Source organism: Streptococcus sp. HMSC056C01, from assembly GCF_001811305.1.
GTDB lineage: Bacteria > Bacillota > Bacilli > Lactobacillales > Streptococcaceae > Streptococcus.
The window spans coordinates 18,733-41,434 of record NZ_KV804214.1 but is presented as its reverse complement, the minus strand read 5'-3'; the positions used below and the strand labels follow the sequence as shown (position 1 = coordinate 41,434).

24 protein-coding genes are annotated in these 22,702 nt (G+C 39.1%); 1 reads left to right on the top strand and 23 read right to left on the bottom strand.

Going from position 1 to position 22,702, the window contains the following annotated elements; translation table 11 throughout:
- Position 1: 1 nt before the first annotated feature.
- From HMPREF2795_RS08740 to HMPREF2795_RS08720, 5 genes are all read right to left on the bottom strand, one after another.
- Positions 2 to 811: a purine-nucleoside phosphorylase gene (locus tag HMPREF2795_RS08740; RefSeq protein ID WP_061862939.1), complete on the bottom strand. Its 810-nt coding sequence runs from the start codon at positions 809 to 811 to the stop codon at positions 2 to 4.
- On the bottom strand, positions 808 to 1,368 hold the full coding sequence (locus tag HMPREF2795_RS08735; protein ID WP_075228665.1) for a DUF1697 domain-containing protein: 561 nt from the start codon (positions 1,366 to 1,368) through the stop codon (positions 808 to 810). Before HMPREF2795_RS08735 ends, HMPREF2795_RS08740 begins: the two co-directional genes overlap by 4 nt.
- A gap of 1 nt (position 1,369) precedes the next feature.
- Positions 1,370 to 2,581 (bottom strand): phosphopentomutase, encoded by a 1,212-nt coding sequence (locus HMPREF2795_RS08730; RefSeq protein WP_075228664.1) that lies wholly within the window; start codon positions 2,579 to 2,581, stop codon positions 1,370 to 1,372.
- 12 nt (positions 2,582 to 2,593) lie between these two features.
- Positions 2,594 to 3,277 carry a ribose-5-phosphate isomerase RpiA gene (rpiA, locus tag HMPREF2795_RS08725; protein WP_049502970.1) on the bottom strand — a complete coding sequence of 228 codons (684 nt, stop codon included), beginning with the start codon at positions 3,275 to 3,277 and terminating at the stop codon, positions 2,594 to 2,596.
- Positions 3,278 to 3,382: 105 nt separating this feature from the next.
- The gene (locus HMPREF2795_RS08720; RefSeq protein ID WP_075228663.1) at positions 3,383 to 4,312 is read right to left on the bottom strand and encodes a peptidase U32 family protein; all 930 of its coding nucleotides are present in this window, start codon (positions 4,310 to 4,312) and stop codon (positions 3,383 to 3,385) included.
- Between the two features lie 138 nt (positions 4,313 to 4,450).
- On the opposite strand from HMPREF2795_RS08720, the gene HMPREF2795_RS08715 reads away from it, so the two are divergent.
- The gene (locus HMPREF2795_RS08715) at positions 4,451 to 4,726 is read left to right on the top strand and encodes a DUF3270 family protein (RefSeq protein WP_049548330.1); all 276 of its coding nucleotides are present in this window, start codon (positions 4,451 to 4,453) and stop codon (positions 4,724 to 4,726) included.
- A gap of 351 nt (positions 4,727 to 5,077) precedes the next feature.
- Here the strand turns inward: HMPREF2795_RS08715 and HMPREF2795_RS08710 are convergent, their stop codons facing one another.
- The 18 genes from HMPREF2795_RS08710 to HMPREF2795_RS08625 form a co-directional block, all read right to left on the bottom strand.
- Positions 5,078 to 6,541 carry a restriction endonuclease subunit S gene (locus tag HMPREF2795_RS08710; protein ID WP_075228662.1) on the bottom strand — a complete coding sequence of 488 codons (1,464 nt, stop codon included), beginning with the start codon at positions 6,539 to 6,541 and terminating at the stop codon, positions 5,078 to 5,080.
- Entirely contained in the window at positions 6,538 to 8,016 is a 1,479-nt protein-coding gene (locus HMPREF2795_RS08705) for a class I SAM-dependent DNA methyltransferase (RefSeq protein ID WP_075228661.1), read from the bottom strand. The genes HMPREF2795_RS08710 and HMPREF2795_RS08705 overlap by 4 nt, the downstream gene beginning before the upstream one ends.
- A 14-nt stretch (positions 8,017 to 8,030) precedes the next feature.
- Positions 8,031 to 10,361: an EcoAI/FtnUII family type I restriction enzme subunit R gene (gene hsdR / locus HMPREF2795_RS08700; protein ID WP_075228660.1), complete on the bottom strand. Its 2,331-nt coding sequence runs from the start codon at positions 10,359 to 10,361 to the stop codon at positions 8,031 to 8,033.
- A 342-nt stretch (positions 10,362 to 10,703) separates the two neighbouring features.
- Positions 10,704 to 12,038 (bottom strand): sensor histidine kinase, encoded by a 1,335-nt coding sequence (locus tag HMPREF2795_RS08695; RefSeq protein ID WP_061862934.1) that lies wholly within the window; start codon positions 12,036 to 12,038, stop codon positions 10,704 to 10,706.
- Positions 12,031 to 12,702: a response regulator transcription factor gene (locus HMPREF2795_RS08690; RefSeq protein WP_061862933.1), complete on the bottom strand. Its 672-nt coding sequence runs from the start codon at positions 12,700 to 12,702 to the stop codon at positions 12,031 to 12,033. Before HMPREF2795_RS08690 ends, HMPREF2795_RS08695 begins: the two co-directional genes overlap by 8 nt.
- Before the next feature lie 115 nt (positions 12,703 to 12,817).
- Complete coding sequence (locus HMPREF2795_RS08685; RefSeq protein WP_075228659.1) at positions 12,818 to 15,364, bottom strand: M1 family metallopeptidase; 2,547 nt, start codon at positions 15,362 to 15,364, stop codon at positions 12,818 to 12,820.
- Between the two features lie 122 nt (positions 15,365 to 15,486).
- Positions 15,487 to 15,927, bottom strand: coding sequence for an ASCH domain-containing protein (locus HMPREF2795_RS08680; RefSeq protein WP_075228658.1), 441 nt, complete (start codon positions 15,925 to 15,927; stop codon positions 15,487 to 15,489).
- A complete protein-coding gene (locus HMPREF2795_RS08675) occupies positions 15,924 to 16,772 on the bottom strand; it encodes a putative PEP-binding protein (protein WP_075228657.1) in 849 nt (282 codons plus the stop codon). The genes HMPREF2795_RS08680 and HMPREF2795_RS08675 overlap by 4 nt, the downstream gene beginning before the upstream one ends.
- Complete coding sequence (locus HMPREF2795_RS08670; protein ID WP_075228656.1) at positions 16,750 to 17,250, bottom strand: NUDIX hydrolase; 501 nt, start codon at positions 17,248 to 17,250, stop codon at positions 16,750 to 16,752. Before HMPREF2795_RS08670 ends, HMPREF2795_RS08675 begins: the two co-directional genes overlap by 23 nt.
- A 39-nt stretch (positions 17,251 to 17,289) precedes the next feature.
- The gene (locus HMPREF2795_RS08665) at positions 17,290 to 17,895 is read right to left on the bottom strand and encodes a DUF6707 family protein (protein WP_075228655.1); all 606 of its coding nucleotides are present in this window, start codon (positions 17,893 to 17,895) and stop codon (positions 17,290 to 17,292) included.
- Positions 17,896 to 17,945: 50 nt separating this feature from the next.
- Positions 17,946 to 18,317, bottom strand: coding sequence for an Imm51 family immunity protein (locus HMPREF2795_RS08660; protein WP_075228654.1), 372 nt, complete (start codon positions 18,315 to 18,317; stop codon positions 17,946 to 17,948).
- 57 nt (positions 18,318 to 18,374) lie between these two features.
- Positions 18,375 to 18,716 carry a DUF7716 domain-containing protein gene (locus HMPREF2795_RS08655; protein ID WP_075228653.1) on the bottom strand — a complete coding sequence of 114 codons (342 nt, stop codon included), beginning with the start codon at positions 18,714 to 18,716 and terminating at the stop codon, positions 18,375 to 18,377.
- An 18-nt stretch (positions 18,717 to 18,734) separates the two neighbouring features.
- Positions 18,735 to 19,154: an SMI1/KNR4 family protein gene (locus tag HMPREF2795_RS08650; RefSeq protein ID WP_075228652.1), complete on the bottom strand. Its 420-nt coding sequence runs from the start codon at positions 19,152 to 19,154 to the stop codon at positions 18,735 to 18,737.
- Between the two features lie 19 nt (positions 19,155 to 19,173).
- The gene (locus HMPREF2795_RS08645) at positions 19,174 to 19,509 is read right to left on the bottom strand and encodes a hypothetical protein (protein ID WP_075228651.1); all 336 of its coding nucleotides are present in this window, start codon (positions 19,507 to 19,509) and stop codon (positions 19,174 to 19,176) included.
- A 36-nt stretch (positions 19,510 to 19,545) separates the two neighbouring features.
- Complete coding sequence (locus HMPREF2795_RS08640; RefSeq protein WP_075228650.1) at positions 19,546 to 20,244, bottom strand: 3-oxoacyl-ACP reductase; 699 nt, start codon at positions 20,242 to 20,244, stop codon at positions 19,546 to 19,548.
- Positions 20,237 to 20,473 (bottom strand): DUF2829 domain-containing protein, encoded by a 237-nt coding sequence (locus HMPREF2795_RS08635; RefSeq protein WP_000141913.1) that lies wholly within the window; start codon positions 20,471 to 20,473, stop codon positions 20,237 to 20,239. Before HMPREF2795_RS08635 ends, HMPREF2795_RS08640 begins: the two co-directional genes overlap by 8 nt.
- Before the next feature lie 109 nt (positions 20,474 to 20,582).
- Entirely contained in the window at positions 20,583 to 21,611 is a 1,029-nt protein-coding gene (locus HMPREF2795_RS08630; protein WP_075228649.1) for a DNA/RNA non-specific endonuclease, read from the bottom strand.
- A 157-nt stretch (positions 21,612 to 21,768) separates the two neighbouring features.
- A complete protein-coding gene (locus HMPREF2795_RS08625; protein WP_075228648.1) occupies positions 21,769 to 22,695 on the bottom strand; it encodes an aldo/keto reductase in 927 nt (308 codons plus the stop codon).
- Positions 22,696 to 22,702: the final 7 nt, after the last annotated feature.

The window sequence follows — 22,702 nt, the reverse complement described above, 5'->3', positions numbered from 1 at the left end:
CTTACAATTCTGCAAGAATAGCTTTCAGCAATCCTTTAAAGTCTCCTTTGACACGTTCGGTAACTTCTACTACTTCTTCGTGGTTAAGTTCCTCTTGGAAACCAGCCGCAAAGTTGGTAATACATGAAATACCAAGAACCTTCAAGCCAGAGTGTACTGCAACGATAACTTCAGGAACGGTTGACATTCCGACAGCATCAGCACCAAGTGTTTTATAAGCACGGATTTCAGCTGGAGTTTCATACGTTGGACCAGTTACACCGATATAAACACCGTCATCAAGTCTAACACCAAGCTTTTCAGCAACTGCATGAGCTGTAGCACGATATTCTGGAGTGTAGGCTTTTGACATGTCTGGGAAACGTGGACCGAAGTCATCCAAGTTTTCACCGATTAGCGGATTTTGTCCTGTCATATTGATGTGGTCAGTGATAGCCATCAAAGTACCAGGACCAAAGCCGATACCTCCAGCAGCGTTGGTTACAATCACACCTTCACAGCCCAAAACTTTCATGACACGAACTGGGAAAGTCACCACCTCTAGTGGGTTCCCTTCATAGAAATGGAAGCGTCCTTGAAGTGCTAAAACCTTACGTCCTGCAAGCTCACCGTAAACCAATTTTCCAGCGTGTCCAACAACAGTAGAACGTCCCCAGTTTGGAATCTCAGCGTAGTCTACCACAACTGGATTTTCGATTTCTTCAGCAAGTTCGCCAAGTCCTGATCCAAGAATCAAGCCGAACTCTGGTGCTTCTACTCCCTTTTCTTTTAAGAAAGCAGCTGTTTCATTGATTTTTGCTAATAATGTCATTGTCTGTCTCCTTCATAATCTTTTAAAAATTGACCGATTTTGTCAAAGGTTTTTGCATTTCGAATAGTAATATTACGATAGAAAGGCATCTTAAGCAGGTACTTGTGATAGGCTGTTTTGCTATAGGTTTCTTCTGAGAATTTGCCCCAGAAGATTCCCAGTTTCCCGAAATGAAGCACTTCATCTACCAGTTCCATACTTTCGACTTTCTCGATGACTTGCTTGATATCCAGTCCCTCAGTATAAAAGAGAACATCCTTTCGAGCCATTTCTTGGAACCACCATTCCGGAAGAGTTCTAAGCTCCTCTTCGTAATCTTCTTGACTTAACAAGGAAAAATGTTGGATAAATGGATAATGTTCTTTAAAGAAATCCTGTAGCCTCTCAACCAACTGAGTTCTAGGCATGCTAGTATCAAAGAATATATTGCCACTATTGATGTAGGTTTCAACAGTTTCTAATCCCAACTCTGTCAACTCTTGCCGAATCTGGGCCATAACCACCTTATGTTTCCCACCGACATTGATCCCTCTAACCAGTAATGCAAAGCGAGTCATCTTAAACCAATTTATCTAAGAAACTTTCACCAATCATAGCTTTATCAACGCCAAAGTTATCAGCGATTGTCGCCGAAATATCAGCAAAATGACCGATTGGTAGGTGTCCATTTCCTTTTAATGATGGGCTGTAGGCCAAAAGTGGAATGTATTCACGAGTATGGTCTGTACCAGCATAAGTAGGATCATTACCATGGTCTGCAGTAATCATGAGTAAATCATCTTCTCTCATAGCAGCGATAAGTTCTGGCAAGCGCTCATCAAACTCATGCAAACAATCACGATAGCCGTGTGGATCACGGCGGTGACCGTAAAGTGCATCAAAGTCGACCAAGTTAGTGAATGAGAATCCTTTTTCAAACTCAGCAAGTCCCATCGTTGTCAAAAGCGTGTCAATACCGTGGCTATTTGACTTATTGTGACCCATATCATGGTTGATACCTGCACCGTTGAAGATATCGCTGATCTTACCAACTGAGTAAGTATCGATACCTGCTTCGTTCAATTTATCCAAAACAGTTGGTGCAAATGGTGAAACTGCCAAATCACGACGATTTGCAGTACGTGTGAAGTTTCCAGGCTCACCAACATAAGGACGAGCAATAATACGTCCTAGAAGAGCTGGGCGCTCAAGGGTAATTGAACGAGCGTATTCACAGATACGGTAGAGTTCATCCAAAGGAATGATATCTTCGTGAGCTGCGATTTGAAGAACTGGGTCAGCTGATGTATAGATAATCAACTCGCCAGTTTCCATTTGGCGTGGTCCAAAGTCATCGATGACAGCTGTTCCTGAGTATGGTTTGTTGGCTTCACGAATAACCTTACGTCCTGAAAATTCTTCGATTTTAGTAAGGATTTCCTCTGGGAATCCATTCCAAAAAGTATCGAAAGGTTCAGTGATATTAAGTCCCATGATTTCCCAGTGACCAGTCATGGTATCTTTACCTAGAGATACCTCTTCAAGCTTAGTCGCATAACCTGTTGGATTGCTCTCAGCTGGAACTGTCTTCAATGGTGTTTCGCGAGGAATATTCCCAAGACCAATCTTAGCCATATTCGGTACATTCAAACCAACTGATTTAGAGATGTGTCCTAATGTATCAGATGCTCCATCTGGAACCCCTGCATTGACAAAGTTATGAGCATCTGGTGCTGCACCGATTCCTACAGAATCGAGTACCACCAAGTGAATACGTTTAAATTTTGACATCGTTTGCCTCCTTTATTTCCCTTTTGTTGAAGTTAAAACCTGAACGCCAGTTTGTCCTGCAACGATCACTTTATCAACCATTTGATTAAATAAACCGTGCTCAACAATACCAACCTGGAGATCCAATTGACGACCAAAAGCAATCGGATCTTCAATAACACCTAAATCAAGATCAATGATGAAATTTTTCATATCCGTCACAAAGCGTTGGCCATCTTTTTCACGAAAACTTGGCTTACAACCAGCTTTTTCAAAACGTCGGAAAACCTGTTCTGCTCCGTATTGGACAACTTCGACAGGTAGTTTGAAAGCGCCCAGTTTCTCAACCATCTTACTCTCGTCTACCACCCAGATATACTGTTTAGTTGGTGTCGCAACTACTTTTTCCATTAGAAGTGCACCGCCACCTCCTTTGATACCATTAAACTGACGATCCACCTCATCAGCTCCATCAACAGTCACATCAACCTCATCCACCTCATCGATAGACTTAAGCGGTATATTCAATCCTTGTGCCTGTTTTGTTGTTACACTCGAAGTCGTTACGGCTGTAATTTGAAGTCCTTCCTCCTTGATTCTACGACCGATCTCCTCTACGAAATAATAGGCAGTCGAGCCTGTTCCAAGTCCTACAACCATTCCGTCGGTTACGAACTCAGCAGCCTTGATGCCTGCTATTTTTTTCAGATTTTCCACTTAAACACCTCCAAACAAAAAGCTACTTTTATTATAACATGAATACGCTTTAAATTCATCCTTGCACTAGAAAAACCCGAACATTTTATTTCGGGTTTCTGATTCTTATTTAACCATGTCAGGATCGTAGTCATAAAATCCTGTGTCAAGGAAACGATTTTTTGGATGGAGTTTACGGACTTGCTCGTCCAACAAGAAGGCTTGGTCATGCGTAAAGCTTCCCTCTTGAATCAAGCTACGGGCTTGGATGAAGAGTTTTGCAATCTCAACAAAATCTTGCCCTGGAGTATAAAGTCCTTCTAGCTTCCAATGAGTGAAACCATGCTCTACCAACTCTGGCAATTTGGTCATCAAATCAAGGTCGTTATTGGCAAAAATGTGAGTTCCATGATTGTCTTCAAAAATTGAGTAATGGCTATCTGGATCACTAGGCTCTGCTAAGAAGAGGTCGCGTTGACGTGTTTTTTCATCATCAATCTGAGTAAAATTATAGTAATTCTGCAAGAGTGGACGCTTAGAGTGGTGGATAACACTTGCTCCATAGACCAAAATTTCAGCAGGAATTTCCAAAATTTCAGGCATTTTAAAGAGTTCAGCTGATGGAATTTCACGAGCCAATACTGCCTCAGAAGCGCCAGCCTTTTGTCCCCAGAAATTGATCTGACGGCTGCTAGTCACCATTGTCGATGCGTCATAGATGGTTTTAAAAGAATAACCATCGCGATTGACAACATAAAAGACACCTGCATCCCCAACAGTAATGTAGTCTGTTTTAATTTCTTCCAAGAAATCAAGGAAGGGCTTGATACGATCCATCATATCCTGATGCATAAGAGCATTGACCGCTACGATCAATTCCTTACCTGCATCATGAACCAGACCAGCGATGATTCTCAGTTCATCATAAGAAAAAGTCTTTGGTAGGCGAAGTCCAAAATCTTTTTCACCGACATAGATGCGGTCAACTCCCGCCTCTAGTAATTCTTTTACTTGTTCAATGCTTTCAGCAGTTGCTGTAATAATAATCTTTTCCATAAGAAAAATTATACCACATTTCTGAAAAATCAGCTATTCCCTAAAATGATAAATTTACTTATTATTTTTGTAACCTTACTGTAATAATTTTTTTCTTGAAAAATGGTAAAATGAAAGAGTACTGTTAAGGAGAGAATCATGCCCGTAAGAAAATATCAATCGTATGAGTTTGAAGAAGAGGAAACTCAAACAACGCTATACCAAGACTATGTTCCAGAAACCACTTCCGTTGCTAGTTTGAAGGAAGTTCTTTTCTTTGTAAACATTGCTTGTTTTTGCGTCTTTTTAGCCTTGTTTAGCTTTATCTTTTTAGCCCTCAAGTTTAATACAGTCTTAGCTTTTAGCCTAGCAATTGCCTTGAGTTTAGCGGCATCAAACTTTCAACGTTCAATGATTAAGAAGAAATTTTATTAGATTCAAAAGGTCGGGATTTTTGTCCCGACCTATTTTTTATAGGATAGCTAAAGAGCTGCGACTAGAAAAGCGATACTTGGTCTACCGCTTTCTAAGTCACAGCTTTTTTTATTTATTTTTACGCTTGGATGGTGTTTGGTTGGCGATTTTTACTTCAAAAGTTGTTTAGTTTTACAGAAATTTGACATATCCATAAAACTCCTTTTAGACATAGAGAGCGCTCCTTCTACTTCTAATCTTGAGAAAATGATCGACTTAAAAACATTGATGAAAAACAATTTCTTTTATCCGATAGATAGGAGAAATCATTTCACAAAAAGACACCCAGCTAGCTGGATGTCTTGGTCAGAGTTATTTTAGTTTTTCAACCAGGGGCAATAGCTCTTCTATTTTCTCAACAATTCGTTTTTGTTCTGCGAGTGGGGGGAGAGGGATGAGTAAGTTATTAATACTAGTAGTATTTAATGTTTTACCTTTGATTGCATTTTTACTTTCTCCCCATTGAGAAATGATTGGTAGAACATAAAACAACATATCTCTAAAAGAGTATTTATTGTCAACTAATGGAACAATTGAAATAATAGCTTCATTGTGAACCGCGTCAATTTTTAATATGGAAGTTCTTCCAACTGTTAATTTAAAGCTCATTAAAAGTATTTCTTTAGACACTGTTTTAACAAATTTTTCTTTAACTGCTTTTTTAGATACTTTTTCCTTTGTTGATTTTATAAAACCATAATCAGACATATCAGAAATAGAAACCCAAGGTAAATCATTACCCCACCATTCTGCTTCTGCTCTAGGCGGAGTTTTTCCAATTGAAAAATTAACAATATCCCCTAACCTCACCCACTTCCAAGTCTCAGGTATTTCAAAGGGGATTTCCTCTTCTGTGATTTCAGGAAGGGCTTTTTGTTTCTTGAGCTTTCCTTCTTGGATCAGCTTTTGCTTTTCGTCTTGGATGGCTTTATAAAGCTCTTGACTTGTGCCTTCTTCTGCTCTTTGCTTGACGAGTTTTCCTTGGATGGCTTGTCCAAGTATGGCTTTTTGCATATCAAGAGGGAACTTTTTGTTTAGTTCTTCTAGCCTAGCCCAGGCCTTTTCATATCTTTCGACCAGGGGCAAAAGCTCTTCGATTTTCTCAACAATCCGCTTTTGTTCTGCGAGAGGGGGTAGGGGGAGTATCATCTTTGACAAAGTTTGCCCATTGCAATTCGGCTGTGCTGTAGCAATCGTACCAATACGTAATTGTGACCAATATAGTTCACTGCCCATAAAATATTTTAAGAACTGAGGAACAATGTTTTTTCCATATTGTGTTCTAATAAGATATCCTGCATAAATTGCATTTTCACTTATATTTTTTACCAAAAATGATTTCCCAACAGTTCCGCCTGTTCTAGCAAATAAAATATCATTATTTTTTAGTAAGTATTGCTCAATTTCCTCTTCACGAATATCACAATATGGCACTGTATCCCAACATACAGAATCGTCTTGAATGTCACTTATACGAACCATTTTGATTCGCCCTTCATTTTTTGCAGGAGCATTATACCCATATTGTACCGATTTGGATAAGTCCCCCAACCTCACCCACTTCCAAGTCTCAGGTATCTCAAAGGGGATATCGTCTGCTGCGATTTCAGGGAGGGCTTTTTGTTTCTTGAGCTTGCCTTCTTGGATCAGCTTTTGTTTTTCGTCTTGAATAGCTTTATATAGTTCCTCGCCTGTGCCTTCTTCTGCTCTTTGCTCGACTAGTTTTCCTTGGATGGCCTGCTGCAAGATAGCATTTTTTAACTGTTGGGGCGTCATTGAATCTTACCTCCCAACAGTTTTTCTATCTCTTCTAGGACTCGGTCAATTTCTGCATTGAGGCTGGCTCTCTCTTCTTGGTACTCATGGATCAGATCGTGTGGTGCTAGGATGACTTCTTCTTCATGTGGGTAGCCACATAGATCGAGATTGTAGCCGTACTTTTCCTCTAGCTCTTCTCTGGTAAATTTCTTAGCCTTATCAAAACCGTCTACTAGGATTTCTTCTCGTTGATGCCACCATGAGATAACTGGTTCAAAGTGCTCTAACTTCATGGGTTTTGTTTTCGAGAAGTTCTTGTAGCCTTCTGGTTTATCTAGTCGATAAATCCAAGTCTCCTTTGTAGGACCTGTCTTATCAATGAAAAGAATATTGGTCGTAATCGAAGTATAGGGACTAAAGACACTAGATGGCAAACGGATAATGGTGTGTAGATTAAACTCATTTAATAGTTTCTTTTTGATATTGAGCTTGGCATTATCGGTACCAAATAAAAATCCATCTGGCAGGATGACAGCTGCTCGTCCTTTTTCTTTCAGACGATACATGATAACCGACATGAAAAGGTCTGCCGTTTCAGAGCTTGCTAAATCTGACGGAAAATGACTTTTGACATCCGCTTTTTCTGAACCACCATAAGGAGGGTTCATCAGGATAACATCAAATTTGTCATCATCTGTATAGTCGAGTACATCTCTAAGTAGCGTATTGTCATGATAGATTTGCGGGACATCCAAATCATGAAGAAGCATATTGGTAACAGCCAGCATATAAGGAAATTGTTTCTTTTCGATTCCATAGATAGAAGAAGAATAGGCTTCTTCATCAGCAACTGTCTCTACCTTTTGATGAAGCTCTTTGAGCCAACTTGTGATAAATCCACCTGTACCACAAGCCAAGTCCGCCATGGTTTCACCGATCTTCGGCTCTATCATCTTGGCCATAAAGTCCGTTACTGCACGAGGTGTATAGAACTCACCACTAGATCCTGCACTTTGTAGTTCTTTTAGGATAGTCTCATAGATTTCTCCAAAGGCATGGCTTTCATTATAATCTCCAAAGTCAATTTCATCAATGACATTGATAACTTGTCTCAGAAGGACTCCGTCTTTCATGTAGTTATTGGCGTCTTGAAAAACTGTCTGAACAATCGCTTTTTTGATTGGGGTCTCACGAGTGACTGCTAAGTTTTTTAGTGTTGGAAAGAGCGTGTTATTGACAAAATTCAATAAATCATCTCCCGTTAGAGCAAGTCCAGTCTTATCATCATGCGCCCAGTTAATCCATCGGCATTCATTGGGAATGATGGAGGTGTAATCGTCCTCGTTCATTTCCCAGTCACTTTCTTTTGCGTCGTATACTTTTAGCAAGAGCATCCACGTAATTTGCTCAATTCTTTGGGCATCTCCATTGATACCTGCATCGTTCCGCATAATATCTCGTAATCGTTTTATAAATCCTGATAGATTACTCATTATCAAATCCTTCCTTAGTTATAAATTGCATTTTGTAGTTCTTCTACAGCATGTTTATAGCCATCTTTTCCTCCAAAGTAACTAGCGATTTTAGATGGCTTACCTAATTTCATAAAAGGATCTAATCTCAAAACTTCCGTAGTCGTAATTTCTGTAATTCCTTTATTCATATACTTATCAAGCAGTGCTTCTAACACTTCTTTAGCAACTCCATTATAGCGACTAAAGAAATCCTGTTTCTTTACATTTTCTGCTCGTTCTTTTCTAGTCAGTGGTTTTTGATTAAAGGCAATATGGCAGATAAAATCAAAATCATCGACTTCTTCCATAGCCTGTTCTTTTTTGAGCTGTTCGATGTCAATCCCACGCTCCAGAAGTATACTTTGTATCTTGTCTTTTTTGGGGTCTTTTCTCCATTCACGAATAAAGGCATCTAATGTCGCGTATTCACCCCTAATATTTTCTTTGGTATAATCGACAATACTTTCCTGTCTCAGTAACTTACCATTTGTATCATAGACAGAGACTGTTTTATGAATGATTTCAACTTTGCAACCATTTCTATCAACAATTGGTTTTATTGCAGGAGGATTCGGTGGTGTACCATCTCCACCTTTCTTTGTTTTACCACCTTTAGGATTGTTTTCAGGGTCAAAGTCATCGTCAATTTCAATTGGACCATCCCAGTCTGGATCAGCAAAGAGTCTTGAAACATTTCTAAAGTCCATCACAACAAAGTGAGTCTTTCCTTCTTTTTCACGAAGTCTAGTACCACGACCAATAATTTGCTTAAACTCTGTCATCGATCCAATCATTTCATCTAAAACAATCAGTTTTGTCATCTTACAGTCTGCACCCGTGGAAAGAAGTTTAGATGTTGTGGCAATAACTGGATATTTTGCAGACACAGATATAAAGTAATCTAGCTTACTTTTCCCATAATCATCACTGCCTGTAATACGAACACAGTAGTCTGAGTTTTCTTTTACCATATCAGCATTATGGTTAACAAGGGCAATTCTCATCCTTTCAGCAGCTTCTTCTGTTGGGCAAAAAACAATCGTTTTTGCCATACGGTCTGTCGCCTTTAGATATTTTGTAATTTCACTAGCTACTTGGTTGGTTCTATCTTCTATGATGATGTTGTAATCATAGTCTGTATTGTTATATAGTCTATCTTCAATGAGGTTTCCAAATTTATCTTTTTGTCCTTTGACTGGTCTCCAACCATCACCAATATCAGTTGTAATATTGATTACCTTAAATGGTGCTAAAAAGCCATCTTCAATCCCTTTTTTAAGAGAGTAGGTATAAATCGGATCGCCAAAATAATTGATATTCGAAACATATTTGGTTTCCTTTGGTGTTGCTGTCATTCCTATCTGTGTAGCAGAAGAAAAGTATTCTAAAATTTTTCTCCATCTAGATTCTTCCTTAGCAGAACCGCGATGACACTCATCTACGATAATGAGGTCAAAGAAATCTGGTCTAAAAAGCTCAGAAAAATGCTCCTTATCGTCCTCTCCAACTAATTGTTGGTATAGTGAAAAATAGACCTGATGAGAAGTAATCGTGCTAGGGTCATCCTTGGCTACGTTAATTTTATGAATGACTTTTTCAAGAGGAGAAAAATCTTGTTGAATAGACTGATCGACTAAGATATTTCTATCCGCCAAATATAAGATTTTTCTTTTCATCCCACTTTGAAGCAGTCTGTATACGATTTGAAATGCAGTATAGGTTTTTCCTGTTCCAGTCGCCATCACAAGCAATAATCTATCTTTTCCTGATGCAATTTGCTCAACGGTTCTGTTTACTGCAACCCTTTGATAATATCTAGGAGGGTAAGAGTTCATACTTGAGAAGTAAGGTTGATCAATGATTTTTTCTTCTTGTGAACTTAACCCTTCTCCATTATTCGATTCCGCCTTATATCTATTTATGAGCTCTTCTTCAGTAGGAAACTCATCCAAAGAAAGTTCTCGTTCTTTCCCAGTTAAAAAATCATGCTCAAAAAAACCATCTCCATTAGAACTATAAGCAAAAGGTACATCAAGCATTTCAGCATAGGTCATGGCTTGTTGTAAGCCGAACGACATACTATGCTTATTGTCTTTTGCTTCTACAATAGCAATTGGTTTATTAGGATTTAGATACAGTACATAATCTGCTTTCTTTGGTTTTTCTCTAGAAATTAAATTCCCACGGAGATTAATTTTACCATCTGTTATTTTTGTCTCCATGGTAATTTTATCTCTATCCCATTTAGAGACAATAGCAGGGCTAATATAATGAAATTTTATGTCTTCTTCTGTCATTTCTTTCTTTGTTAGAAGTGTACTCATTTTATATTTGCTCCTTGCTATTATTTATAGCATCTATTTCGGTGATATCGATAACAGATTATTTGTTTAAGTCATGAATCTATTACCAAATACTTGCCATTATTCATCGCACGTAATTATCATGCTACCTCAAAATTTAAAAGTATCTCATAAACTATCCATCTTATTTTATCATAATTACAAATTTTTCAAAATACCATATTGAAGTTCCCAATCTATAAAATTAAAAGAAAAGGTTAATCAGTAGACGATTCTACCAATTAACCTTTTCCCTCTTAAAGCATTTTAATTACATTTGATTTCTTTAGACCTTAACTGAACAGTTCTCTGGAACTATCTTTTTTATTTATTTTTACGCTTGGATGGTGTTTGGATAGCGATTTTTACTTCAAAAATCGTACCATGAGGTTTGTTATCTTTGACACTGATGGTTCCTTTAAGAGCATCGACAATCTGTTTGGCTAAGGATAAGCCTAACCCAAAACCACCTTTTTGCCGAGTACGAGCCTTATCAACCCTGTAAAAGCGATCAAAAATTTTCTTTTTATCTACTGCAGAAATACCAATTCCATCATCAGCTACTGACAAATAGAGATTACGCTCCGTCGTAGCAATGACAAAATGGATATCTCCTTCTTCTTCTGTGTACTTGACAGCATTGTCAAACAAGATAGTCATCAGTTGCTTAAGAAGAAGCTTGTCTGTTATGATGGTCCGATGGATGCGATTTTCAAAATGAAAAACGCGGTTATTTTCAGATGCGATCATCTCATAGTTAGTAAAAGTTGTGTTAAAGAAGGCTGGCTCTACCTCTCCTAATTCCGGTTTAATGCCGTCATCACGACGAGCTAAATTAAGGAGATTAGTCGTTAAAAAGCGCATATTACGAACTTCTTCTAGACTGGAAGCAATACTCTCACTTGACTCCATAATAGTTGCCTCAGGTTTTCTGAAAAGAGTTTCTAGACGATTTTGCAGAACAGCTAATGGAGTTCGTAGCTCATGACTGGCATTTTCCACAAAACTCTGTTGCTTTTGCATGCTTTCAAGTAGAGGTTTAACACTGACACGCGCAAGATAAAGGCTGGCAATAATGGATAAAATCCAGAAGCTAGCCATGACTACCACGATTAATTGCTCATGATTTTGACTAATTTGCTCTATCTGACTGGTATTTATCAAAACCGCTGCATACTTAATATTGGTCGAGACAGAATCGATATTTATTTCAGATAGAATCACTCGGTAAATCTCATCCTGACCATAACTATTCTGAACATGAAGTTGTCGAATATGATTCAAATCCTTTTTATTAAAAGTAATCTTATCAAGACCTAAAAAGCGGTTGCCAGTCACTAATTGATTCAAATTTGAATCTAGCAATATCACTTCCGTATTGGAACTAACCGTTGGTTTTTTATCAGAAGCTGGAGCAACATTGGCACTACCTAAATCCTTAACGTCCTCAGTTGCACGATTGACCGCCAATTGAATAACGTCCTGAGGATTTTTGCTCAGTGATAAGAGTTTTTCATCAACCGATGTGTAGAGACTGGAGTGCATAACCTGCAAGATAATCAAGGTCATAGCAGAGAAAATCAGAGTAAATACTCCAAAATTACGGATAAAATAACTGAAATCTTCTGCGTACCAATTCTTTTTAATTTTTTTAAACATGTTTTAAAATATACCCAACACTACGCAAGGTTTGGAGGTTTTCAGCAAAGACTGAGCCCTTTAATTTCTTACGAACTTTTGATACATAGACTTCTACCACGGAGATGGTTGTGTCACTGTCAAATCCCCACAAACGGTCAAAAATTTGTGTTTTTGGTAAGATCACATTTTGATTTTGGAGGAAATAAACCAAGAGATCAAATTCTTTACCTAATAGTTCCACAACAGTATCATTGATTTTAACTTCATTTGTAGATAGATTAACTGTCAAATCACCATAAGAGAGGGTATTTTCATTGAACTTACCAGAACGTTTGAGCAGCGCTTGGATACGCATCTTGAGCTCTTCTAGATAAAATGGTTTTGTTAGATAATCATCTGCCCCAAGCTCAAATCCATGTCCCTTATCATCAAGACTTTCCTTGGCTGTCATGATCAGAACAGGAGTCGAAATCCCTTTTTCACGCAATTCTTTTAAAACTTGGAACCCATTTTTCTCAGGTAACATCAAGTCCAATAAAATCAAGTCATAAACACCACTTTCGGCCTCATAAAGACCTTCTTCGCCATCAAAAACCTGCATGACATCCGCAAAATCATCCAAAAAATCAAAAACTGAATTTGACAGGCCTAGGTCATCTTCCACTAATAGAATTTTGATCATCAAAAATTCCTCCTTATTATACCTATTATAGCAAAAATATCTTAAAAAAAACTCAACTTCCCTTGTTTTTCCAAGAGAAAGTTGAGTTTTTGTAATCTAGTTAGACTAGAATCTTTTAAGCTTTGCTATATTTAGCTACAACTGCTTCAACTGCTGCTTTTTCACGCTTAATCAATTCAACGCGAGCTGCGATTTCCTTGATTCCCATACCGATGTTACGGCTAAGAGCTAGGTCAGAAAGTTGTGGCTCAAAGAATTCCTTGTATTCCGCCAAGCGTTGTTCTGACTTGAATACATGGGCAGGAAGGATAACAAAGCTATCAAAGCTCATATCTCCTCCAAGGGCAGCCTTAATCCAATCCCAGTTTTCACGCGCCCAAGACCACGCTGTTTCCTGGGTTGCTTGATGACCTAAGAATTGGAAGTACCAAGCTGATAAGTCTTGTGGTTTTACCACAAATTTGTCCTTCCAAGAAGCAATCAAGGTTTGGATATTATCCGCATCTGTACTGTAGGCAAGAGCAGCTGCCAATTGGCGTTTAAAGGCGGCATCTGTGGCATGAGTATAAAGATCGAGATAAGTTGCGACCAATTCCTTAGTCTCATGGTGTTTCATTTCATTGATGAGAACTTGTGAACGAATAGCTGCTGGAAGTCCTGAAAGATTATCCTTGTGGGCTTCGAAAATTTGGCTAGCAACTTGACTAGCTTCTTCATCATTTGAACGAATCATCATAGAAATTGTCAATTGACGAACCAATTCATCCTCATCAGATTCACCCTCTTTAGCTTCAAAGCCAAGACGGTCATAGTTGTAACGAGCCAGTTTAGCAATAAGGGCTTTAAAGGCTTTTTCTGTCTCAGTTCCTTCATCGATAAAGCGATCAAGCGCTCCGATAACTTGTGAAACTGCTGAAACAACGAGATAAGATTCTTCTTTAGCCAATTGATCCACCACTGGAAGCAAGTCTGCGTACGAAATGTGCCCTGCTTCAGCAAGCAAACGACGTTCTTGGACGATTTGAAGTTTACTTGTGTTATCAAGTTCTACTAGATCTGCAAGCACAGCATCAAGTAATTGACCTTGATAGTCTGTAATGTAGTGGGCTGTATTTTCAGTGTTGAGACGAAGTGCTCCTTCATTTTCAGCAAGAAGTGCTGCATAGCCGGGGATTTCGATACTTTCAGTTTCGAGAGTATCTGGTACTCCTTTCCAGTTGCTGTTAAGTGGCACTACCCAAAGACGATTCTTGTCTTCATGCTCACCGATGAAGAATTGTTTTTGTGAGATCTTCAAAACATCATTTTCAACTGTAGCAGTCAAAACTGGATAACCAGGTTGCTCCAACCAAGAATCCATAAAGGCTGCTACATCACGGCCTGATGCTTGACCAAGGGCATTCCAAAGGTCACGACCAATGGTATTTCCGTATTGGTGTTTTTCAAAGTAAGCATGCAAACCTTTGGCAAAATCAGCATCCCCTAACCAACGACGAAGCATGTGCATGAGGCGACTTCCTTTGGCATAGACGATAGCTCCATCAAAGAGCGTATTGATTTCATCTGGGTGTTTGACTTCAACGTGAACAGATTGAACGCCATCCGTCGCATCGCGTTCAAGAGCAAGAGGTACTCCACCTGTTTGGAAATCTTCAAAGATATTCCAACTTGGCTCGATGGCATCCACACAGACGTATTCCATCATGTTCGCGAAGCTTTCATTGAGCCAAAGGTCATCCCACCACTTCATAGTCACAAGGTTACCAAACCATTGGTGAGCAAGCTCATGGGCAATGACTAGAGCAACTTGTTGACGGCTGGCAAAGGTAGAGTTCTCATCCACAACCAAGTAAACTTCACGATAAGTTACCAGACCCCAGTTTTCCATAGCACCAGCTGAGAAGTCAGGAAGGGCGATGTGGAGAGATTGAGGGATTGGGTACTTGACTCCGTAGTAGTCTTCGTAAAATTCAATTGAGCGAACAGCGATATCTAGTGAGAAATCAAGGTTTGAAAGTGGATGGGCCTTGGTTGAGTAAACACCTACCAGCGTACCATTTTTAGTTTTGGCAGTTACCCCTTGCAAATCACCTGCTACGAAAGCCAGCAAGTACGAAGACATACGTGGAGTTGTCTCAAATTTCCAGATACCAGTTTCCTTGCGGTTTTCAACGTCAATTTCTGGCATGTTAGACAAGGCCAACTCACCTTCTGCTTGGTCAAAGCGAAGAGCTAGGTCAAAGGTTGCTTTGGCTTCTGGCTCATCCACACATGGGAAGGCTTCACGAGCAAAGTGACTTTCAAACTGAGTTGACAAAACTTCTTTTTTAACACCATCAACTGTATAGTATGATGGGTAGATTCCTGTCATGTTGTCTGTAATTTTTCCTGAAAAAGCGATGACCACTTCAACTTGACCTGCTTCCGCAAGTTCGATATGAAGGGCTTCGTTTTCATTATCAACTGTGAATGGGCGAGCTTGACCTGCTACTTCTACAGAAGCGATTTCTAAGTCCTTTTGGTGAAGGGAAATTCGGTCACTTTGAGCTTGACCGGTAATGGTTACTTTTCCTGAAAAAGTCTTGGTCTCACGACTCAAGTCTAAAAACAAATCATAATGTTCAGGAACAAATTGTTTAATATAATGTTCAACTGCTTGCATCATTTTCTCCTATTCTATATTTCTGAGCAAATGCTCTAGTTCAAACATACCTATTTTATCATATTTTAAGTCAGAAAAAAGCTTTGGACGGTGATTTCCAAAACTTTCTTCTTACTAGTAGCCTACAGAGGGTAGACCTTGCGAAATTCTTCCAAAACAACCTTGCTGTCAGGTGTAAAAGTCAGTCCAGCCTCCCTCATCCACTCAGCGAAACAGTCCTCATGAACCTGACGCCAATAGGCTAAAGATTTGTCTCCTTCACCTTCCTTGTAGGCATGGTCGGCTGAAACCTGATGGAAAGGCTGAACGGAAACCTTTGTAATTTCGATAATGCAGACAGCCCGATCTTGGCTATCTAAAATGATGTCAAAGGTCCCTTCTTGTGGCAGGGGATCGTTATCAACTGCATAAAGATCATAGGCTGATGTAGTTGCAGTCTTTTCACCTTTTAAAACCAAATCTGCCAAGAGATCGGCTTCTACTCCAAAAGCCCAGGCATCTATCTCATCACCGATAGAGGGGTTGATTTTCTTATAGGCATTCCACATTTCTTGAGGTGTCATAGGTTGCTCCTTTGTATTTTTTTACTTTCTTCTTTTACACGTTTGAGATGGTCTGGATGGTCAATTTTTAAATCAAAAATCTCTGGAATAGAACTGTAGTGGATTATGCATTTGATATCCATTTGATTCATTTTTTGTATGAAAGAAGGATTCAGATAACCTGCTACAGCGAAATCTATCTTTTTCATCCTTGCTTTATCCTGCATCTGTCTCAGCATTTGTAACATAATGGGACTTTCCATATCATGCCATTGACTATTTCTCACAGTTGCAAAAATAAATGAAGTCAAATCATTCATTCCAACTACAATCTTTAAAATGCCAATTTCCAGTATCCTGTCCAAGTCAAAATAAGCTGACGGTAATTCAATCATTGTTCCAACTTTTCCAGTAAAACCATGCTGGCGCAATACTCTAATAGCTTGTTTTAACTGTTCAGCATCATTGACAAAAGGAAAAATAACAGACAGATTGGTATTGGTTTGATAAACTTCTGTAACGACATGTGCCTCAGCCTGAAATTCATCTGGACACGCCAGTAAACGCCTAGTTCCTCTATATCCAAATAAGGGGTGGCGTTCGTCAAAATACTCTTTAGTCCCGTCTAGACTATTTGCTTCTGCATTTGTTAACTCTGAAAATCGATACCAGACTTCTTCATCTGAGTATAAATGGCAAATAGTGTCTAGATAATCTTTTACAAATTGCTGACAACTTGGTAACAGGATGTTTTGGTTTATTTCTCTCAACAAGTATTCCCCACGAATCATACCAACATGATGAAATAGTTGTCGGTAAATTTTTTCAACAATTCTTTCGCCACTAAGAGCCAGTTGATTTTGCATTTTTTACCTTCCAATTCATGTAAGAGGTCTTGTCCAATTCTGGAAATCCTCGTAACTCTGCCTTCACCTTCAATACTAAGGGTGAGGCATTTTCTTCGGTCATCTGCTCAATAGGGACCCAAACTGCCTTTGCTGAATCGTTACTTCCATCAAGAACTTCATGAGGAAGGGATTTTTGAGAACGTTCTAAATCAAGTACGATATCATAAAAGGCCATGATATGATGTACGGCGAAGTCTTGCCCCTCTTCTTGAACCAGCACATCATAAATCCTAGGATTGCAATAACGGATAAGCGTATACCCCGTCTCTTCCAGAAGTTCTCTCTTGAGGGTTTCTGTCAACCCCTCACCGAGTTCCTGACTACCACCAGGTAAATCAAAACGATGCTGATAAGGCCCTCTCGTTTTCTCAATGCAAAGCAATTTCCCGTCTTGAAGACAGATTCCGTATACACCAAAGTGATTTTTGATTTCCATTTTCCACTCTTTCTAACAATCCAAGATCAATAACTTACCTTATCCCTTAAAAGGAAAGAGGCTATAGATTTCATGCTCCTTGATATACTTCTTTAGTATCTCCATATTCTCTTCGATTTTTGTCTGAATATCTGTCTCTTCACACGTTGACTCAGCAATAAAGAGGTGAATCTTCAATAAATCTGTCAAGTATAGCAGACGACGTTTCATTTCTGATTCAAGACTTGAAGCTTGCTCGATTTTTGCAAGCTTTTGCTCCAAGCTATCACCATTTAAAAATCTCTGATGAACTCTCCTTCTTATTTTTTGAGTGGATTCCTCCCCTTGTTTTAATGGGGATAAAAGCAGTTTTTTATAGGCAGACAGCTTATTTTCTGCCTCTCTTTCCATATAGGCCAATAAAACCAGAGAGCTATCAACAAAGGTCCAAGTGTTATAATTTCCTTCAAATGGGACTTGTATGACACTCTCCAACAATTTCTTAGCCATTTTCTCTTGACCATCCAGATAAAGTAAATAGGCCAGATGATTCAGCGACTCGAGATAGCTAACTTGGGTTTTCTTATTCTTTTTTAAAATTTTATCTAGATAGAGATGTAGATCTGGATGTTTTTCCATTTGTTCAACTACTTCTGGTAGCTTCATTTGAAATCCTTTCTATTCTTTTTTTAAAAATTTAAAGAGATTTTAGTCAACTAATCCAACTCTGCTCGACTGAACAAGTCTTTCATAGTGTTGATATCATCACAAAACTCTTTAAAGCCAAGAGCAAATCTAGCCAAAGCGTCCACCTTGGAAGAATAGGCGCAAAACATACTTCCTTCAGGATCAAAGTCGATAGCTTCGCTTAATTCAGGCATTTTCTCCTCCAAAAATACCAAAGCTAAAGATGTCCAATCGTAGCCATTTCCTTCAAATCCCTCCTCTTCTCGAGTGTCAAATACTTCCTGTCTGTATTCTCCATCAGGGTAATAAATGAGCGACCCTCGAACATTTTCAGGATCATCATCATATACAAGCAGGTTAAAAGGGGCAATTATTTCATTTATGTTTTTGTAATCCATCATTTCTTAACTCCTTATGAAAACGTTTATTGGTAACGGAACTCCATAAATCTAGGAGAGCTAATCAGAATCAAAAGGCATAAAGCTATCATGCTGATTATAATAATTCAAAGCTTCGACCAAGTCTTGGAGACTTGCATCTGGCTTTTCCTCAAGTGCGACTGCAAGGACATCAATCAACTGCTCTCCATAGTAGACTAGCTGGAGATCTTGCTCCGATGCATCAGCTGGGTAGACATCAGAGTCGTCCACTACATCCGGATAATCTGATACCCAATAAAGGCAATCCAGTTTCAGTTCTCCATCCTCCTTGCCATAGAGGCAAAAATCATCTGATACTAATTGATCTACGCGCACCTGCTCGATTATCTGCTCTAGTGAAAGTTCTTGGTGTTTTCGCATCCCGTCTCCTTTTTAAACTCACTCTTCAACAAAAGAGTTCAAAAATTCCTCAAAAGAAGCCCATTGACCATAGATCTCGGCTTTTTCTTCTAAAACATAGAAATACACCTTGCCATAATCCTCTTCCCTTAGAGAAAGAGCGTAAGTGCCAGAACCAGGATCATAGGCGAAATGGAGAAGGCCTGTAGCCCTAAATCCTGCAGGCACAGCCTCATCGTCATACCATGTAAGAGACTTCCTCATTTCCTCAAGTGAATTAAAGGAATTGAAAGGAAAGAGGTGATGTTCATCGTGGACACCACTTACTTGGGGCTGACCACCGTTGTACTTGAGATAAAAGTCCATCATAGCCTCTGGTAATTTCTTCTCAAGAATCTCCTCAAATTGTAAAAGGTCTTCTTTTGAAATCGGTGAATCTTCATCAAGCATCCTAAACATGATTACTCCCTTCAGTTTTCTACAATTCTTCTTTTTGTACCTTATCAATAAAGTCATAGACTGTAGTAGCAACTTTTTTCATTTTTAAAGAACCTAAAGCTCCCAAATCATTTTCATAAATGCAATCATCAGAATTTTTCTTGATAAAGTAAGCCAAATCTCCTTCTTGTCCAATCATAAAGTAATCTGACTCTACTTCCTCAATCTGATATGTCTCATTACGCTCCTGGAGATCCCCTTGAGCATACAAACAGATACCTGTATCTCCAATTTCATAGGGGTCAATCTCTTCCCACTCTGATAAAAACTGATAGTAGAGATTGGGCAAGACAAATCCAAACTCATTTCTTTTCATGGCTCACCTCCACATATTTACAGAATAGCAACTCTGCTACTTCAAAGACCATCCACCATCAATAGTGAGAATTTGCCCCTGCATGGCGCTCGCTTTCCCACTGGCTAAAAATAGGCTAATTTCAGCAATTTCACTTGGCTCAATCCAGCGTTTGATGGGGGTTTCACTAGCTACCCAGTCCGCCAAACCACCTGGTTCAAAGTCAGCTGCCGTCATACCCGTCTTAACTGCACCTGGTGCGATGCCAAAGACCTGAATACCAGCTTCAGCATAGTCCAGAGCTAATTGCTTGGTGAATCCAGCCAAGGCGTGTTTAGAAGAGGTATAGGCGTGACCACCACCGCCTGCTAGATTTGAAGCGATGGAGCACATATTGATGATAATCCCATGTTTATGTTCCAGCATGTGTGTCAAATAATGGCGGGTCAACTCTACTGGAGTTACGTAATTGATTTCAAAAATCTCTTGAATTTCTTGGGCGGATTGTTCTAGTAAGGGCTTGTAGTCATCCAAAACACCTGCCGTATTACAAAGAATATCGACTCGAGGACACCAATCAAAAATAGGTTCCGAGTCAAGTGCTAAATCACGTTGTAGAAAGTGAAAGTCACCTTGTAAGGCAGGATTTTCACCCTGATCCACACCAAAAACTTGATAACCATTCTCTAAAAAGAGTCGAGCTTGAGCCAGACCAATCCCTGAACTAACGCCCGTAACTAAGACACGTTTAGTCATGGACTTCCACCCAATCCGTCGCTAGGACATCACAAGGAGTCGGACTCCACATGGAAAAACCTTCTCCTTCACCAGATACGTTGATGAGGAAATAGGGTGTCACTTCAAGAGCGACCCCGTTTTGTTCGATGGTATCAAAAAGCTGGACATAGTTTTCAGCTCCTCCCCAACCAGTACGCACGTATTTCTTTTTTGCCTTTAGTCCTGGTAAAATTTCTTCAAATGTCATGTTTTCCTCCTTTGTTATCTATGAATCTTAATTTAATTATAACAAAAAACCGTTTTCCAACGGCTTTTTGACTGTGATTATTCTGATTTATATAAACTTGAGAAAACTATCACCATTGCAATCCAGCATCTCTAATTTCCTTTTTAGAGGCAAACTTTCCATTTGGTCGATGCCATCTTCCATTTCTATCTCTAAAGTAGCCACCTGTATTACTACTTTGTGATTCTTCTTCTGCTGGTGCTTCAGTTTCCTTCTGTGTCTGTTCTTCTTTAGCCTTCTCTTCTGCTTCTTTTTTAGCTTTTTCTTGTGCTTCTTTTTCTTCAGCCTCTTTCTTGGCTTTTTCCTCGGCTGCTTTAAGCTCTGCAGCGCGTTCTTCAGCTGACTTGACCGTATTCTTTGCAGTACCATCTGCATAATTTATTTCAGCATTGGCTGAAACGTTATCCAAGGCGACATGGGTTACGGAATACTTATCAATTTTTTCCTTGCTACTACCTAATTTAATTTCAAGCAAATTTCCATCCTGATCAATTCCTACGTACTGTAAGATAATCTGTCTTGGAATCAATTCATTATCCTTATAGACAGCTGTCACCTTATAGTCAAGGTAATAGTTTGGATGATTTGCAAGCCATGAATCAAGCCCATTTTCATAATAGAGCATGCTACTTTGATTTTTGTCATCCGTTCCAGTAAAGGCACCTGTATTTAACCAGGCTGTCATAGGAACTAGATTGCGGCCTTCATCGTTAAGTCCACTAAATTGATACCCAACTAAATGACCGCGATTCATCAGCCAAGCCTCTTTAGAACCATCTCCGTAGTAAAATTTATAGTTATGCCATCCAACTGGATCAAAGGTTAATTTAGCTTCTCTCTTTTCTTTAGGCTCATCACTATCTTTTAGCTGAATGTGAGCATAAGTTGCACGGGATTTTGAATCAAGTTCCCCGAGTTCTAGCTGCTTTTCATTTTTAAAAGTAAGTAAGCCAGCTTCCTTGTATAACTTTGAATTATCCTTCGTAGTCTGTTCAGTCGTTACAGGTTCAGCTACTTTCACCTCTTCTTTATGTTTCGAGCAGCCAACAGATGTCAGTAATGAAAGTAAAACAACAGAAGTCAAAACTATTCTTTTCATTTCAAATGCCCCTATTTTATTAAAATGTTTATTATATTGTTATTTTATACAATTTTACCATATATAGTTTGCATTTTCAAACAATTATATAAATATTTTTACAAATATAAAAAGAGCGAGATCCTACCTCGCTCTTTATAAAATATTTCTTTAGTTTCTAAGGCAAATCATTCCCAGCTGCTAGGTAAATCTCATACCATTCTTTTCGTGTTAGAGTCAGGTTACTTGCTTGGCTGACTTCTAGCAAGTGTTTTGGATTTGTTGTCCCTACCACCGCTTGCATCTTAGCTGGGTAGCGTAACACCCAGGCAATAGCAACGGCTGATGGGCTCACACCGTATTTTAAAGCTAGTCGATTTAGAACCTCATTTAGATCATGAAATTGCTCTTTTCCAACAAAATTGCCCTTAAAATAGCCAAACTGCAAGACTGACCAAGCCTGAATGACCATGTCATTTAGTTTGCAGTATTCAAAGACGCTACCATCACGCAAAGCTGCCTTGTCACCTTCCATATTGACATGGAAACCTGATTCAAATCCTGGCGTGAAAGCTGCGCTTAGTTGTAATTGATTGATAGATAAAGGTTGTTTGACCTCTTTCTTCAGTAATTCCATCATCATAGGATTTTGATTGGACACACCGAAGTCTCGAACTTTACCTGATTTGTGTAAGATTTCAAAGGCTTCTGCCACTTGGTCAGCTTCCATCAAAGCATCTGGACGATGGAGAAGCAAGCTATCTAGGTAATCAACCTGCAATCGTTGTAGAATCCCATCAACTGACTCTAAAATATAATCTTTTGAAAAATCAAAATAGGTAAATTCTTCTATGCGAATGCCACACTTAGACTGAATCCACATCTTTTCTCGCAGGTCAGGACGATTGTTTAACACTTGACCTAGTAATTCTTCGCAACGACCTCCACCATAGATATCTGCCAAGTCAAAGGCATTTATTCCGACAGATAGGGCTGTTTCTACCAGATCCTCCACTTCTTTGACCGACTTGTCACTGATTCGCATCATGCCTAGGACAATTTCTGATAGTTCTCTTTTCTCTTGACCAAATGTAATGTATCTCATGGCAAAT

Bases quoted from the DNA above. Each gene is read 5' to 3' on its own strand.
- HMPREF2795_RS08650 (WP_075228652.1), bottom strand. From the start codon at position 19,154: ATGTTTAGGATGCTTGATGAAGATTCACCGATTTCAAAAGAAGACCTT.
- HMPREF2795_RS08715 (WP_049548330.1), top strand. From the start codon at position 4,451: ATGCCCGTAAGAAAATATCAATCGTATGAGTTTGAAGAAGAGGAAACT.
- HMPREF2795_RS08645 (WP_075228651.1), bottom strand. From the start codon at position 19,509: ATGAAAAGAAATGAGTTTGGATTTGTCTTGCCCAATCTCTACTATCAG.
- HMPREF2795_RS08635 (WP_000141913.1), bottom strand. From the start codon at position 20,473: ATGACATTTGAAGAAATTTTACCAGGACTAAAGGCAAAAAAGAAATAC.
- HMPREF2795_RS08735 (WP_075228665.1), bottom strand. From the start codon at position 1,368: ATGACTCGCTTTGCATTACTGGTTAGAGGGATCAATGTCGGTGGGAAA.
- HMPREF2795_RS08670 (WP_075228656.1), bottom strand. From the start codon at position 17,250: ATGGAAATCAAAAATCACTTTGGTGTATACGGAATCTGTCTTCAAGAC.
- HMPREF2795_RS08640 (WP_075228650.1), bottom strand. From the start codon at position 20,244: ATGACTAAACGTGTCTTAGTTACGGGCGTTAGTTCAGGGATTGGTCTG.
- HMPREF2795_RS08730 (WP_075228664.1), bottom strand. From the start codon at position 2,581: ATGTCAAAATTTAAACGTATTCACTTGGTGGTACTCGATTCTGTAGGA.
- HMPREF2795_RS08665 (WP_075228655.1), bottom strand. From the start codon at position 17,895: ATGAAGCTACCAGAAGTAGTTGAACAAATGGAAAAACATCCAGATCTA.
- HMPREF2795_RS08685 (WP_075228659.1), bottom strand. From the start codon at position 15,364: ATGCAAGCAGTTGAACATTATATTAAACAATTTGTTCCTGAACATTAT.
- HMPREF2795_RS08655 (WP_075228653.1), bottom strand. From the start codon at position 18,716: ATGCGAAAACACCAAGAACTTTCACTAGAGCAGATAATCGAGCAGGTG.
- HMPREF2795_RS08705 (WP_075228661.1), bottom strand. From the start codon at position 8,016: ATGAGTAATCTATCAGGATTTATAAAACGATTACGAGATATTATGCGG.
- HMPREF2795_RS08625 (WP_075228648.1), bottom strand. From the start codon at position 22,695: ATGAGATACATTACATTTGGTCAAGAGAAAAGAGAACTATCAGAAATT.
- HMPREF2795_RS08710 (WP_075228662.1), bottom strand. From the start codon at position 6,541: ATGACGCCCCAACAGTTAAAAAATGCTATCTTGCAGCAGGCCATCCAA.
- HMPREF2795_RS08675 (WP_075228657.1), bottom strand. From the start codon at position 16,772: ATGCAAAATCAACTGGCTCTTAGTGGCGAAAGAATTGTTGAAAAAATT.
- HMPREF2795_RS08660 (WP_075228654.1), bottom strand. From the start codon at position 18,317: ATGATGGATTACAAAAACATAAATGAAATAATTGCCCCTTTTAACCTG.
- HMPREF2795_RS08630 (WP_075228649.1), bottom strand. From the start codon at position 21,611: ATGAAAAGAATAGTTTTGACTTCTGTTGTTTTACTTTCATTACTGACA.
- HMPREF2795_RS08690 (WP_061862933.1), bottom strand. From the start codon at position 12,702: ATGATCAAAATTCTATTAGTGGAAGATGACCTAGGCCTGTCAAATTCA.
- hsdR (WP_075228660.1), bottom strand. From the start codon at position 10,361: ATGAGTACACTTCTAACAAAGAAAGAAATGACAGAAGAAGACATAAAA.
- HMPREF2795_RS08720 (WP_075228663.1), bottom strand. From the start codon at position 4,312: ATGGAAAAGATTATTATTACAGCAACTGCTGAAAGCATTGAACAAGTA.
- HMPREF2795_RS08740 (WP_061862939.1), bottom strand. From the start codon at position 811: ATGACATTATTAGCAAAAATCAATGAAACAGCTGCTTTCTTAAAAGAA.
- HMPREF2795_RS08695 (WP_061862934.1), bottom strand. From the start codon at position 12,038: ATGTTTAAAAAAATTAAAAAGAATTGGTACGCAGAAGATTTCAGTTAT.
- HMPREF2795_RS08680 (WP_075228658.1), bottom strand. From the start codon at position 15,927: ATGACACCTCAAGAAATGTGGAATGCCTATAAGAAAATCAACCCCTCT.